The sequence below is a fragment of the Salmonirosea aquatica genome (genome assembly GCF_009296315.1).
Taxonomy (GTDB): Bacteria; Bacteroidota; Bacteroidia; order Cytophagales; family Spirosomataceae; genus Salmonirosea; species Salmonirosea aquatica.
Map to the genome: position 1 here is coordinate 3,542,462 of NZ_WHLY01000002.1, position 13,830 is coordinate 3,556,291.

A 13,830-nucleotide genomic window follows, 5' to 3' on the forward strand; every position below is an offset into this window, starting at 1 on the left:
CGATAGCTATTGACTTAAAACCAATCACCTATACGATGCTTACGAACTACCTCAAAATCGCCTGGCGAAATGTGTGGAAACACTGGTCATACAGCCTGGTCAATGTAATGAGCTTGGCCCTGGGAATGGGTGTGTGTATTCTGATCGGGCTTTTCGTGCTTACCGAGCTGAATTTTGACCGGTTTTGGAAAGATAGCGACCAGGTGTACCGTATCAACCAGATCAATTCTTTTGAAGAAGAACACGAGGCTGCTTATGTATCTATTCCGGTGGGCCCGGCGGTAGCCCGGCAGGTGGCGGGCGTGGAAGCGACCACGCGCCTGTTCCGGAGGAGTGGGAGCATGAAAGTAGCCCTACCCAAGACACCGCCCCAACTCTTTCAGGAACGTGATGTGATTTTTGTTGATTCTGCCTTCTTTCAGGTATTTACTCAGCCTTTGGTAGAGGGCAATCCAATTGGCGTACTAAAAGCTCCGGCATCGGTCGTCCTTTCGGAATCAGCGCGGCGTAAATATTTCGGAGACGGAAATGCCCTGGGCGAGGTGATCCGTTATGAAGATCGCGTGGATTTGACCGTAACCGGAGTTTTTGCGGATCCTCCCGCGACCACCGATCTGAAAGCCGATTTCCTGATTCATTTCGAAACGCTCTTTTCGGTTGAACCCGAGGGTACTGCTGATTTTTTACGCCGCGACTGGCTTTACAATTCCACGCAAACTTTCGTGAGGCTAACACAGGGTACCCCGGTGGGGGCGATCGAAAGTCAACTACCGGGTGTGATTCGGCTGAGCAACGACGAGCGGGTGGTGAAGCACGTGCGCCTGACCCTACAGCCTTTGCATGATATTCATCTGTACTCGGCCGATTTGTCCGACCCCACCAGCACCGGAAACATCAGCCATGTGAAGGTACTGGCCCTGATTGCCCTGCTCACCATGCTGATTGCGTGTTTCAATTTTATCAATTTATCGACGGCCTACTCGCTTCGCCGGATCAGGGAGGTAGGCTTGCGCAAGGCGATGGGCGCGGTGCGTAGTCATCTCGTCGCCCAGTTTCTGGGCGAAGCACTTGTGATGACGGCGCTAGCCTTTGCAATGGCCGGGCCCTTCGTAGCCGTTTTATTACCCTTCCTGACTAAATTTACGGGTAGACATTTTACAGTAACGGATTTCCTGCAACCAGAGCTGATTGCAATCAGTGTCGGTCTGCTGGTGGCAACGGCCGTGCTGGCGGGTACCTACCCCGCTTTCTTCATCACTCGCTTCCAGCCCGTTCAGGCGCTGAAAGGGATGGCCGGACGTATGGGTAGGAGTACAGGTTTACGCCAGGTTCTGGTGGTAGCCCAGTTTGCGGTGGCGCTGATCCTGGTCGTAGCTACCCTGGTGCTTTTTCAACAACGCACCTATCTGCTCAACAAACCCCTGGGTTTTCAAAAAGAGCAGATCATCACCCTCCCGCTGTTCGGTAGTGGTGCTTCGGCCAATTTGCCCCAGGGCATCGACGGGACCTTCCGGCAGCGCATGAATACCTTCGAGGAGGCAGTCGGTCAATCCGGGAGTGTGCAGGGCATAACGGCCGCGTCGGCTCTGCCGGGTAGCGGGTACGTGCGTTCGCTGGTGGTACCCGAGGGCAAGACCGAACAGGATAATATATTCGTGTCCTGGATGTCAGCCGACTATGACTTCCTGCTGACCCTCGGTATTCCAGTGATAGCCGGGCGCGATTTTTCCAAGGAAACCGGCACTGACCATCTGGAAGCTTTTATTCTGAACGAATCAGCCGTTAAATCCCTGGGGTACCCTGATGCCGAATCGGCGGTTGGTCGTCCGATTCAGCGGGGTGGGGAAGGCGGCAAAAAAGGTTTTATCATTGGCGTGGTGCGGGATTTTCATTTCAATCCGCTCGATACGCCCCTTGAACCGCTCATCATCGACATCAATGTACCCCGCTTCACCGTGTTCGCCGTGAAGGTTTCGGCTCAGGGTACCCCTGCCACGCTGGAGCATCTGAAAAAGCAATGGGAGTCACACTTTCCGGAACGCCCTTTCGAGTATTCGTTTCTGGACGACACCCTGGATGCTCACTATGACTCACAGGAAACGCAGAGCCAACTCCTGGGACTTTTTTCCGGTCTGGCCATTTTTATTTCCTGCCTGGGCTTGTTCGGTTTAGTAGAATTCACTACCCGGCAACGCACCAAAGAAATCGGTATTCGAAAAGTACTGGGGGCGAGTGTGGCCAGTGTCGTGGTGCTTCTTTCGAAGGATTTTCTCAAACTTGTCCTGATTGCCATCGTCATCGCGTCGCCCGTTGCCTGGTACACCATGCATGAATGGTTAGCGGATTTTGCCTATAAAATCGACATCAGTTGGTGGGTGTTTATCTTGGCAGGAGGTATGGCGGCAGGCATTGCGCTGCTGACGGTGAGTTTTCAGTCGGTGAGAGCCGCGCTGATGAATCCGGTGAAAAGTCTTAGATCTGAATGAACAAAAGGCCGATAGCTATTGGCTCAAAAACCAGCCTCCTATACGATGCTCAAGAACTACCTCAAAATCGCGCTGCGTACCCTTTGGAAAAACAAGCTGTTTTCTCTGGTCAATATTCTGGGTTTGGGGCTCGCCATTCCGTTTGCGTTGCTGGCGCTGTTACAACTGCAGGGGGCTTTCGAAACGGACAACTTTCACCCCAACTCCGACCGGATTTACCGAATCATTACCGACGAGGTAGCCCGCGACGGCGGGGTGATTCCGTACGCTTCATCGCCCTACCTGCTCGCTGAACAACTGGAAAACAACTACGCCTGCGTGGAAATATCCGCCAAAGTGGTGCGGGACTTTGGCTGGGAGCTGAGCAATCAGCTCAAAACCCTCCGGGTCAATTGTCTCTACGTGGAGCCCGATTTTTTCAAAATATTCGGGTTTCCCTTGGCGAAAGGTACCCTGCCCGTGGAGCCGAACAGCCTGGTGCTGAGCCACGAGGCGGCAGAAAGGTTTTTTGGGGATGTGAACCCCGTCGGGAAGACGCTGGAGCATCCTACCTACGGGATGCTCACCATTTCGGGGGTACTGAAGCCCTACAAGAAACAAACGCAGTTTCGAAGCGACGTGATGGTGTCATTGGCTACCTACGATCAGCACAATCCTGATGCCCGCAAAGCGCAGTCCTGGGGCGATTACAAGGCACACACCTTTGTCAGGCTGAACCCCGGGGCTCGTCCGGAAGCCCTGGAACAAGCCATCGGAGAGGTTGCCCGAAAGATCAATCCGACGCTCGCTTCGGCCAAAAAATCGAACCGGTTTCACAAACAGGCGCTGTCCGAAATTTCTCCGAGCCGGGCCGAACTCCGCAACAATCCCTACGTGGATTCGATGCAGGATATTTACTTCAATTTTGCGATTCCGCTGATGATTCTGTTGCTGGCGGGATTCAACTACACCAACCTGACGCTGGCCCGCTCACTGAGCCGCTCCAGAGAGGTAGGGGTTCGGAAGGTGATGGGGGCCGTGCGTCGGCAGTTGATTCTGCAGTTCATCTGCGAAGCGATCGTGATCGCCCTCCTGGCGCTGGTAGTGGGCCTTGGGTGCCTGTCCCTGATGCGGCAGTTCATCCATGTGCAGTGGGTCACGTGGGAGGTCGACAATCAGATGTCCATCTGGCTGGCTTTTGTGCTGTTTGCCGTATTCCTCGGATTCGTCGCGGGTATGTTGCCTGCCTGGATTCTGTCGGGTTTTCAACCCGTGCAGGTACTGAAAGGTACCCTGGTTCCGGCTGCTCTGGGTAGGATCAACTTTCGAAAAGTACTGATCGTCGTTCAGTTTGTAGTTACGATTGGCTTTATTTTCCAGATCGGCCACATGTACAATCAGTTCAATTACATGGCTACCGAAAACGAGAACTTCAACCGGAAGGGCATTTTCAATGTATCGCTGGCGGATAATAATTACCAGCTGTTGCGCGATGAAATTTCCATGAACAAGCAGGTCGAGCAGATCGGCCTGACCTCCCTGGCTTTTGGCGGTGTCGCGGCCGAGTACGCAATCAAATCCCACAAGGAGGATGAGAATACCAGCACCTACTATTACGCAGTGGATGCGGGTTTTGTAGAAAACATGAAGTTGCAGTTCCTGGCGGGCGAGAACCTGCCCGCTACCACGTCCGACTCGGCCGGCCACTTTGTAGTGATCAATGAGAAGGCAGTTGAAAAGCTGCGCTTAGGTACCCCCCGGGAGGCCATTGGCAAGTCCATTTTTCTGAACAACGAACCCGACTTGCAGGTGGTAGGCGTGGTTAGGAATTTCTGCCATTACAACTACCAGTACGCCATTGAGCCGTTGGTGTTCCGGTACAATCCCAGCCAGTTCCGGCTACTCTCGGTCAAGACAACCGACCCTATTTCACAGGATGCCTTTCTGGCGCAGGTCCAGGCGATCTGGAAGCAGCACTACCCCTACCAGGAAATGGGCTATTCGTGGTACGAGCAGGAGCTATACGACCGCTACTATCCCGCCGAGGATATGAAAATGATGGGTATGGCCTCCATCGTCATCTGGGTGATTGCGGTGCTGGGCCTGCTGGGTATGGTGACGTACAGCACAGAGAAGCGCTACAAAGAAATCGGGATTCGAAAAGTCATGGGGGCTTCGGTGATGGAGGTAGTCAGAACGCTGTCGTGGAGTTTCCTGAAACTATTACTGATCGCGGGCCTGATTGCTCTGCCAGTGGGGTACATATCGGGCGTTTTCTTCGTGAGTTTGTTTACGTTTCACGCCGGGCTCAACTATGGCTTGATGACCCTTTCGATGGGGCTTGTACTGTTGGTAGCCCTAAGTTCCATCGGGTATTACACCACCAGGGCCGCGCTGATGAATCCGGTGGAAAGTCTGCGGAGCGAATGAGTATGGCTCGTGTAGGCGGATAGGGTAGGTTGGGTTTTAAAACCTTTCTGGAATCTTTGATTATTCCCAGACCGATCTCTCGCAATCATTCAGCCTACCTTTCAATGTCCACTGGCGTACATAAATGTCCGAAAACGGACATTTTTTTTAGTAGGCTATTTTGTAAAGCGTTCGCAATCAGTTTGTATGAATTTTGGCATACGTTTATTATCCAACCTGTTGGAGGATAAATCCTAACGACTCGCTGTACTGTTTGCTGCTGTCGCCGGGAGGTACCCTCTCCTTCCTGAATACCAAGATATCTACGAGCCATGAACCGAACTTACCTCAAAATTGCCTGGCGGAATTTGCGCAAGAGCAAGCTGTTTTCTTCCATCAACGTCTTTGGTCTGTCAGTGGGCATGGCCTGCTGCATGCTGCTGCTGCTGTACATCAACAGCGAACTGTCGTTCGACAGGTACCACGAATTTGCCAACGACATCTATCTGCTTCGCAGCGAAAATACCTACAACGGCGAGTTGATGGACAACCCTCGCGCGCCCTCACCCTACGCGCAAGCCATGAAGGCAGAATTTCCCGAGGTAGTACAGGTCACGCGCGTCTGGCAGAATTTCCTGGAAAAAGAAACGCTGTTGCGGGTAAAAGATGCCAACAAAACGATAAAAGCGTTCAATGAGAGGTCGGGTTATCAGGTAGACTCTACTTTTTTCGATGTCTTTACCTACCAGTTCCTGGAAGGTGACGCCCGTACGGCGCTGGACGATGCCCATTCGGTGGTTCTTTCAGAGGCCCTGGCTCAAAAACTCTTTGGCAACGTCCCCGCCCTGAACAAGACGATCCAGATCGGGGGGGTAGCAGGTACCAATGAAAATTTCCAGGTCACGGGCGTCTACCGCGACGAAAGCCGCCGCTCACACATCGATGCGCCCTACTTTCTGTCCCTTCAGGCCGGCTGGGTGGGCGGGTTTCTACGCGAGCAGAAGCAGGATTTCAGCAACAACAATATGTTCTATACCTACCTGCGTATGCAGCCGGGTACCGACGCTGCTAAGTTTGAAAACAAACTTCCTTCCTTCGTTGAAAAATATGCCCGCAAGGATCTCAAACTTGCGGGAGCGGATAAAAAGATGGCGCTGCTTTCGGTCAAAGACATTCACCTTTTCGACAAGGTAGACGCCATCCTCACACCTACCAGTAGCGTTACCTACCTCTACGTGCTGGGTTCCATTGCGCTGTTCACCCTGCTCCTGGCTTGCATCAATTTCATGAATCTGGCTACCGCCCGCTCGGTCAAGCGAGCTGCGGAGGTGGGGATGCGCAAAGTGATGGGTGCACAGCAGAGCAGTCTGATCGGCCAGTTTTTGGGCGAATCGATGGTACTGACTATGCTGGCATTGCTGGTAGCCATCGTGCTGGTGGTGTTGCTGTTACCTGCTTTCGATCAGTTATCGGGTAAAGTGCTTGATTTTTCTGATCTGTTACAACCCAAAATCATCGCTGCCTTTCTGGGATTGGCCCTGCTGACGGGGCTGGTGGCGGGTAGCTATCCGGCTTTCTATCTGTCGGTGTTCAATCCGTTGGATGTACTCAAAGGGAAGTTCGTCAACTCGGTTTCGGCTACGTTGCTGCGGCGCGGGCTGGTGGTGTTCCAGTTCGTGATTTCGATCGGACTGGTGGTGGCGACTATCGTAATCCAGGGACAAATGAAGTTTATGCGTGATCAACCTTTGGGTTTTAACAAGGATCAGCAGATTGTACTTCCACTTCGTAGCGATCGTTCGCGTAGTGCGTATCAGGCGCTTCGCAACGAGCTATTGCAGAGCAGTCAGGTTACCGGCGCGGCGGGAACAGGCTATTATCCTGGTATCCTGAATCCCAGCGACATGGGGTTGCATCGTCCCGAACAATCGGTGGACGAAGTGGCAATTACCAAGACCAATTGGGTATCACCCGAATTCATGGAAATGATGGGCTTCAAAGCAGTGGCGGGGCGGTTGCTTTCCAAAGAATTCATGGGCGACACGGCCAACCAAACGATTGTGGTCAACGAGGCGACTCTTCGCAAATTCGCCATTCCCCTGGAAAAAGCCATTGGTCAAAAGCTAGCCAACAACTCCCGTACCTTTGAAATCGTGGGGGTGGTCAAGGATTTTCACTTTGCCGATTTGCATCAGGTCATCGAACCCTACGCTTTCCTACTGGAACCCGGCAATGACTATAACTACCTTATTGCCCATGTCAATACAGCGGACGCGAGTAAGGTGTTGCCTTTTATTGAGTCCAAGTGGAAAGCGCTGGTTCCTGATGAACCTTTCAGGTACAGTTTCCTAAACGAGGATTTCCAGAAAAACTACGATGCTGACGCCCGCACGGCCCGCATTGTCAATGTTTTTACACTGATTTCCATCATCATTTCCTGCCTGGGGCTTTTTGGCCTGACGGCCTTTGAGGCGCAGCAACGTATCAGGGAAATTGGTGTCCGCAAGGTACTCGGGGCGAGTGTAGGCAGCATTGTGGCATTGCTCTCGCGGGATTTCGTCAAGCTGGTCCTCGCCGCCATCGTCATTGCTACGCCGCTTACCTGGTACGCCATGAATCAGTGGCTGCAGGATTTTGCTTATAAGATCGACATCGAGTGGTGGGTGTTTGTGTTGGCAGGTATAATTGCGGTAGGTATTGCGCTGCTGACGGTGAGTTTCCAGAGTGCAAAGGCTGCCCTGACCAATCCGGTGAAGTCGTTGAGAAGCGAATAATTTTCTTTGGTTGAGCTATTGGTACCCCGGCAGTTTTCCAACTACTGCCGGGGTCAGTCCGTTAGATTGATTTTTAACCCTTAATTACTCAAATCCCATGAGCCATATCGCTATACCCATCCCTCCGCTTCCAGGGAAGCAGGAGATTGAAGTGGAGGTTACCATCAACGGCATGAGACAGCAGCTGCACTACCGCGTGGAGTTATTTTACTGGCAGGACTGTAGCAACCCGCTGGCCCACCGTGCCGACTGTATCAGTGAGATGCTGGCCCATCACGATCCCGATTGGACGGTCTACTACATCGGGGCCCCAACCGACGATTTTGTGCCCATCACATTCGTGAAGGAGGAAAGCCGTCGACTTCTGCGCGGAGCCATGGCATAATAGAGGAGTCGGAGAAAAGTCTGCTGCCTGGCGCCCCTTGGCCGGGGAGGAAGCCGTGCTGTCGAAAGAAAAAACTACGAGCTGATGGCAAATCACTTTTTACCTGCTACCTGACCAACCCATGATCAAAAACTATTTCAAAATAGCCCTCCGAAATCTGCAGAAGGATACCTTTTACAGCCTGATCAACGTGCTGGGACTTACCCTTGGCGTCACCTGCGGAATGCTGCTGCTATTGTACGTGACGGACGAACTCAGCTACGACCGTTACCATACCAAAGCCGATCAGATCTACCGGGTCGTATCGAAAATCCGCGAACCTGATAAGGCTTTTGGTTGGAACGTCACGCAGCCGCCACTGGTGGAGACCTTGAAGCGGGACTATCCTTTCATTGAGAATTACGTTCGTTTTGTTCCGTACGGCCGGGTGATGTTCCGGCGGGGAGAAAATCGCTTCTACGAGGAGGACATCTACTCCGCTGATTCCACGGTTTTCGAGGTATTCAGTTATAAGCTTCTGGAAGGCGATCCTAAAACGGCCCTGAATCAGCCCGGTAGCATTGTGCTGACCCAAAAAACGGCGCAGAAATTCTTTGGCTCCCGGCCCGCGCTGGGTGAGTCGCTGCAGACCAATGATACGACTTTCTATAAAGTGACGGGCGTGATGGAAGACGTACCCCGCAACTCCCACTTTACATTCAATGCCCTGCTTTCCAAAGGTCAGTTTGAGCGCGGACTGACAGACTCCTGGGGGGATTCTTCGTGACGAGCTATCTGCAATTGCCCAAAAACTTTGATACCCGAAGACTGGAAAGCAAGTTTCCGGAGGTGTATGAGAAGTACATTGGGCCTATTTTCAAGAAAATGGGTATCAAGGTAACCTACGAATTGCAGCCCATCACCAGCGTCCACCTGCACTCCAAAATGGAGGGAGAAACCAACGGCGATATTGGCTACGTATACACCTTTGGGGCCGTGGCTTTTTTTATGCTGCTGATCGCCAGTATCAACTACATGAACCTGGCTACGGCGCGCTCGGCCCGACGTGCCAAAGAGGTAGGGCTTCGGAAAGTAATGGGTGCGGTACGGAATCGCTTGGTAGGGCAGTTTATGACCGAGTCGGTACTGATGACGTTGCTGGCCTTGCTGGCCAGTATACTGCTGGTAGTACTGGTACTGCCATTTTTCAATACCGTGTCGGGCAAGGAGATTCAGTATCAGGAGCTGATCAAGCCGCGGTTTTTGCTGATCGCCCTGGGAGTAGTGCTATTTACGGGCATCATCAGTGGTAGCTATCCGGCCTTCTATCTTTCGGCTTTTGAGCCCGCTTCGGTCCTCAAAGGTTCATTCAACGCCCGGGGCGGTAATTTCTTTCGGAAAGCCCTGGTGGTGGTGCAGTTTGCCATCTCGCTGAGTATGCTCATCTGTACCTGGATCGTCTATCAGCAGCTCAATTTCATGCGAAAAGCCGACATGGGGTACAACCGCGAGCAAGTGCTGACTATCAACTACCAGGACCGCCAACCCCGTGCCCGCTACGGCGCCCTGCGGGAAGCTCTGTTGGCCAACCCAAACGTGCGCAGCGTGGCCACGGCCTCATCACCTACCAGCAACATGGGCGGACGGAATATTTTTGCGGTGGAAACCAACGAAGGGCTCAAGGACATGGGCTTCAAGCCCCTGGGTATCGACCATGATTATTTGGCTACCATGGGTATGAAGGTTGTGGAGGGACGCGGTTTTTCGGCGGATATTCCGGGTGATACCACCAACGGTGTGTTGATTAACCAGGCCGTAGTAGAGCGGATGGGTTGGAAAAAGCCATTGGGTAAGAAAGTACTGCTCGGCGGGCTGCCGCCCGAAGGACAGCCCGCTCCCCCCACTGCCCAGGTGGTAGGCGTGGTGAAGGATTTTCACCAGCAGTCGCTCTACAATCCCATCGAGCCGCTGGTGATCCTGTACCGACCTAACAACGCAGTACTTCATATCAAAATCCAGCCCAAGGACATAGAAAAAACGGTTGCCTTCATTGGTCAGAAATGGCGCGAAATCTACCCCGACCGCTTGTTTGAGTACCGCTTCCTGGATCAGGATTTTGAGTCGGCCTATGAAGCCGACGAACTGCGGGGTCGGATCTTTACGGCCTTTTCGGCTATGACCATCTTCATCGCCTGCCTGGGTTTGTTTGGTTTGGCTACATTCACCACCGAGCAGCGGGTGAAGGAAATCGGCGTACGTAAGGTACTGGGCGCGTCGGTAGGTAGCATTGTAACGTTGTTGTCCATGGACTTTACCAAGCTGGTCCTGATCTCGTTTCCGATTGCCATTCCGGTGGCCTGGTACTCGATGTACAAATGGCTGGAAGATTTTCCCTATAAAACTGACATCAATGTCTGGGTATTTGTGGTGGCCTGTCTGGCTACCCTGGTCATCTGCTGGGGAACGGTAGCCTACCAAAGTACCAAAGCCGCCCTGACCAACCCGGTGAAGAGTCTCAGGTCAGAATGAACAAAAAAGCCACTAGCTAAACGTATTCCATGCTCTCCAACTATCTTAAAATCGCCTTCCGGAATCTGCTGCGCGACAGCCACTTTTCGCTGATCAACATTTCGGGATTGGCTATCGGCATGGCAGCTACTTTGCTCATTTTGCAATACGTAGCCTTTGAGCGAAGCTACGACCGCTTTCAGGACAAAGCCGACCGTATCTACCGGGTGAAAACGGAGCGGTTTGAAAAAGGGGTACTCTCCACCGAGTGGGCGGGCGGCCCTTTTGCCGTCGGTAACCATATGAAGGATGCGTTTCCGGAGGTGGAAGAATTCGTGCGGGTGTACATGCGAAGCCGCCAGGAACTTGAAGTAAACAATACCAAATTCAAGATTGAAAAAGGAGCCTACGCCAGTAAAGCCTTTTTTACCCTGTTTTCTTATCCGCTGGTGAGTGGAAACGCCCAAACCGCCCTGGCCGAGCCCTACACGGTGGTTTTGTCTGAGTCGCTGGCCAGGCGGCTGTTTGGCAACACCAATCCATTGGGACAATCGATTCGGGTCAATCGGCAGTACCTTGTGAAGGTGACGGGGGTGTATCAGGATTTTCCCGAAAATACACATCTCAAGACCGACTACCTGATATCGTTCGATACTTTTCAGCGTCTGGTCAATCCAGAGAACAACCCCGACCAGAATTTTGACAATGCCTGGAACTGGGATGGCTGCCTCACGTACCTGCTGGTGAAGGAAGGTACCGATCCACAAAAACTGGAAGCTAAGTTTCCGGCCTTTGTGGCCAAGGAACAACCCGAAACCGTCAAGGGCAGTTTTGGGGTAGCTTTCGCTTTACAACCCCTGGTCGACATCCACCTCTACTCCAACTACATGATGGAGGCGGGACCGAACGGGGACGGGGTTGCGGTGTACATTCTGCTGGGGGTGGCGTTGTTTATCATCCTGATCGCCTGGGTCAACTACATCAATCTGGCTACGGCCCGCGCCATTCGCCGGGCGCGGGAGGTAGGTGTGCGCAAAGCGGTGGGATCTTTTCGAAGCCAGCTTATCGGACAGTTTCTGGTTGAATCCGCACTACTCAACTTCGTGTCGGTGCTGGCTGCCTGTGTAATCGTGGCGGCTGGCCTACCCCTGTTCAATGCATTCACCGACCAGCATCTTACTTATTCGCTGATCGGAACTTCCCAGTTTTGGCTGGGCCTGGGAATAATGTTTGGCGTAGGTACCCTACTTTCGGGAGCTTATCCGGCCTTTGTGTTGTCGGGATTTAAACCGACCCAGGTGCTTAAAGCCGGAATTTCGGGCGGCGGACAGGGTACCTTCCTGCGGAAGACGCTGGTCGTCGTGCAGTTTTCGGCCTCTATCTTTTTGCTGGTGGGTACCATCACGGTTTTTCGCCAGGTTCAGTACATGCGCAGCCAGGCGCTGGGCATGGACATAGACCAAACCCTCGTACTGAGTCCGCCGACTAACGATTCAACCCGTGCCTCGCGTACCAAGTCATTCAAAGAAACAGTTCTGCAGCAATCCGCCATAAAAAGCGTTACGGTATCGAGTAGCATTCCAGGCGAAAAAGTGGATTTCAACGCGGGCGGCATCCGGTTAGAAAACGCACCGGAAACCAACGGCAAGCAGTACCGCGTGATCATGATGGACTACGATTTCATTTCGTCATTTGGGTTGAAAATCATCGCGGGGCGCAACTTCAACAAAGACCTGGGCGAGCAGAACGCTGTGGTGTTCAATCGGACGGGCATCCGGCAGCTGGGGTTCCGGGTACCTGAGGAAGCACTGGGCAAAAAGATCAATTTCTGGGGCGATATCCTCACGATCGTGGGCGTAGTGGACGATTTCCACCAACAGTCGCTGCGGGATGCTTACGAGCCGCTCGTGCTGCGGCTCGACTCCGGTGTAAACGGTTCTATTTCTCTCAAAGTGGAGGCCAGTGGTAGCAGCAAAGCCGTTGAGGCCGCTCGGCAGGCGTGGTCGGAGTACTTTCCCAACGAGCCCTTTGAGTATGTATTTCTAAACGAGAAATACGATCAGCAGTATCGCGCTGACGAGCGTTTCGGGCAGGTGTTTGGCTTTTTTACGATCCTGGCCATCCTGGTGTCGTGCCTAGGGCTGCTGGGGCTATCTTCTTTTGTTACCGCGCAGCGTACCAAAGAAATCGGAATCCGAAAGGTACTTGGAGCCTCGGTATCGAGTGTTACGGCTTTATTGGCCAAAGACTTTCTTGGGCTGGTTATCGTAGCTATTTTCATCGCTTCGCCCATTGCTTTCTTTCTCATGAATCAGTGGCTGGACCACTTCGCGTTCAGCATAGCGATGCAGTGGTGGATGTTCGCCGCCGCCGGATTGGTAACCCTGGTGATTGCCCTGTTCACGGTAAGTTATCAGGCCATCAAGGCCGCGCTGATGAATCCGGTGAAGTCATTGCGGAGCGAGTAGGGTACCCTGAGCTATTCGATGGGGCGAACTCTACCGGGCAAGCCGATACAGGTAGGGTGCTTTGTTGGCGGCACCCGTAAATTTCTTCTCCAGCCGTTCCAGCACATTCAAGTCAAGGATTTTTTTCTGGAAATTATTGCGGGCAAAAGGCTTGTCAAAAATAGCCTCGTAGAGCTCCTGTACTTCCCGCATCGTGAAGGTTTCGGGCAGAAGGTTAAACCCAATTAATTTTTCATCCAGATTCAGGCGTAGCGTCTCGAGCGCTTTCCCCACGATCTCGTTGTGGTCCATGATCATGGGCGGCAGATTCCTGATGTTGTACCAGGCGATGGATTCGTCTATATCGTTTTTCCTGGGGACAACTTTATTCATATCCACCAGGGCATAATACCCGATCGAAATGAACCGTCGGGTAATCCAGTCGAACTCTTTGCGATTGAATAGTTCTTCGCCAAACTTCTCCTCATTCAAGCGCATCATGCGCTCCAAAAAAGCCCGGTTGGTTCGATCGGTTGGTCCAAATGCCCGGAATTGATCCAGGTAGATGTCTCGGATGCCGGTCCGCTCCTCCAGAATCCGGCGGGCGGCCTCGTCAATGCTTTCCTCCTGCAAAATAAACCCCGAAGGCAACGCCCAGAAATCACCCCGAAAATCGAGTTTGGGTACCAGTACTTTGAGCTGTCTGTCCTGATAGCCCAATATGACGCAATCAATCGAAAGTTGATGGATATAGTCTTTTTCGCTGGGATGGTGCATGTTGTTTTGATTTTCCACTGAACTACTCAGATTTAAAGGTAAGGCTTCTTCCCACCAGAATAAGGGAAGTTGTCCGATCAAAAAAA

8 protein-coding genes are annotated in these 13,830 nt (G+C 52.6%); 7 read left to right on the forward strand and 1 reads right to left on the reverse strand.

From position 1 onward, the window contains the following. The first annotated feature begins 35 nt into the window (after window positions 1-35). From GBK04_RS15855 to GBK04_RS15880, 7 genes are all read left to right on the forward strand, one after another. Window positions 36-2,486: an ABC transporter permease gene (locus tag GBK04_RS15855; protein WP_152761298.1), complete on the forward strand. Its 2,451-nt coding sequence runs from the start codon at window positions 36-38 to the stop codon at window positions 2,484-2,486. 45 nt (window positions 2,487-2,531) lie between these two features. Further along, on the forward strand, window positions 2,532-4,895 hold the full coding sequence (locus tag GBK04_RS15860) for an ABC transporter permease (protein WP_152761300.1): 2,364 nt from the start codon (window positions 2,532-2,534) through the stop codon (window positions 4,893-4,895). Window positions 4,896-5,206: 311 nt separating this feature from the next. Beyond that, entirely contained in the window at window positions 5,207-7,648 is a 2,442-nt protein-coding gene (locus GBK04_RS15865; RefSeq protein WP_152761302.1) for an ABC transporter permease, read from the forward strand. A gap of 97 nt (window positions 7,649-7,745) precedes the next feature. Then, a complete protein-coding gene (locus GBK04_RS15870) occupies window positions 7,746-8,033 on the forward strand; it encodes a hypothetical protein (RefSeq protein ID WP_152761304.1) in 288 nt (95 codons plus the stop codon). A gap of 121 nt (window positions 8,034-8,154) precedes the next feature. Then, window positions 8,155-8,799, forward strand: coding sequence for an ABC transporter permease (locus GBK04_RS30700; protein WP_373331025.1), 645 nt, complete (start codon window positions 8,155-8,157; stop codon window positions 8,797-8,799). Next, complete coding sequence (locus tag GBK04_RS15875) at window positions 8,796-10,541, forward strand: FtsX-like permease family protein (protein WP_373331026.1); 1,746 nt, start codon at window positions 8,796-8,798, stop codon at window positions 10,539-10,541. The genes GBK04_RS30700 and GBK04_RS15875 overlap by 4 nt, the downstream gene beginning before the upstream one ends. A 29-nt stretch (window positions 10,542-10,570) precedes the next feature. Then, window positions 10,571-12,988: an ABC transporter permease gene (locus tag GBK04_RS15880; protein WP_152761306.1), complete on the forward strand. Its 2,418-nt coding sequence runs from the start codon at window positions 10,571-10,573 to the stop codon at window positions 12,986-12,988. A 30-nt stretch (window positions 12,989-13,018) separates the two neighbouring features. Here the strand turns inward: GBK04_RS15880 and GBK04_RS15885 are convergent, their stop codons facing one another. Next, window positions 13,019-13,744, reverse strand: coding sequence for an NrtR DNA-binding winged helix domain-containing protein (locus GBK04_RS15885; RefSeq protein WP_152766155.1), 726 nt, complete (start codon window positions 13,742-13,744; stop codon window positions 13,019-13,021). Window positions 13,745-13,830 lie beyond the last annotated feature (86 nt).

What these genes read in the sequence shown, in the direction of transcription:
- GBK04_RS15855 (WP_152761298.1), top strand. Translation starts at nt 36, where the DNA reads ATGCTTACGAACTACCTCAAAATCGCCTGGCGAAATGTGTGGAAACAC.
- GBK04_RS15860 (WP_152761300.1), top strand. Translation starts at nt 2,532, where the DNA reads ATGCTCAAGAACTACCTCAAAATCGCGCTGCGTACCCTTTGGAAAAAC.
- GBK04_RS15865 (WP_152761302.1), top strand. Translation starts at nt 5,207, where the DNA reads ATGAACCGAACTTACCTCAAAATTGCCTGGCGGAATTTGCGCAAGAGC.
- GBK04_RS15870 (WP_152761304.1), top strand. Translation starts at nt 7,746, where the DNA reads ATGAGCCATATCGCTATACCCATCCCTCCGCTTCCAGGGAAGCAGGAG.
- GBK04_RS30700 (WP_373331025.1), top strand. Translation starts at nt 8,155, where the DNA reads ATGATCAAAAACTATTTCAAAATAGCCCTCCGAAATCTGCAGAAGGAT.
- GBK04_RS15880 (WP_152761306.1), top strand. Translation starts at nt 10,571, where the DNA reads ATGCTCTCCAACTATCTTAAAATCGCCTTCCGGAATCTGCTGCGCGAC.
- GBK04_RS15885 (WP_152766155.1), bottom strand. Translation starts at nt 13,744, where the DNA reads ATGCACCATCCCAGCGAAAAAGACTATATCCATCAACTTTCGATTGAT.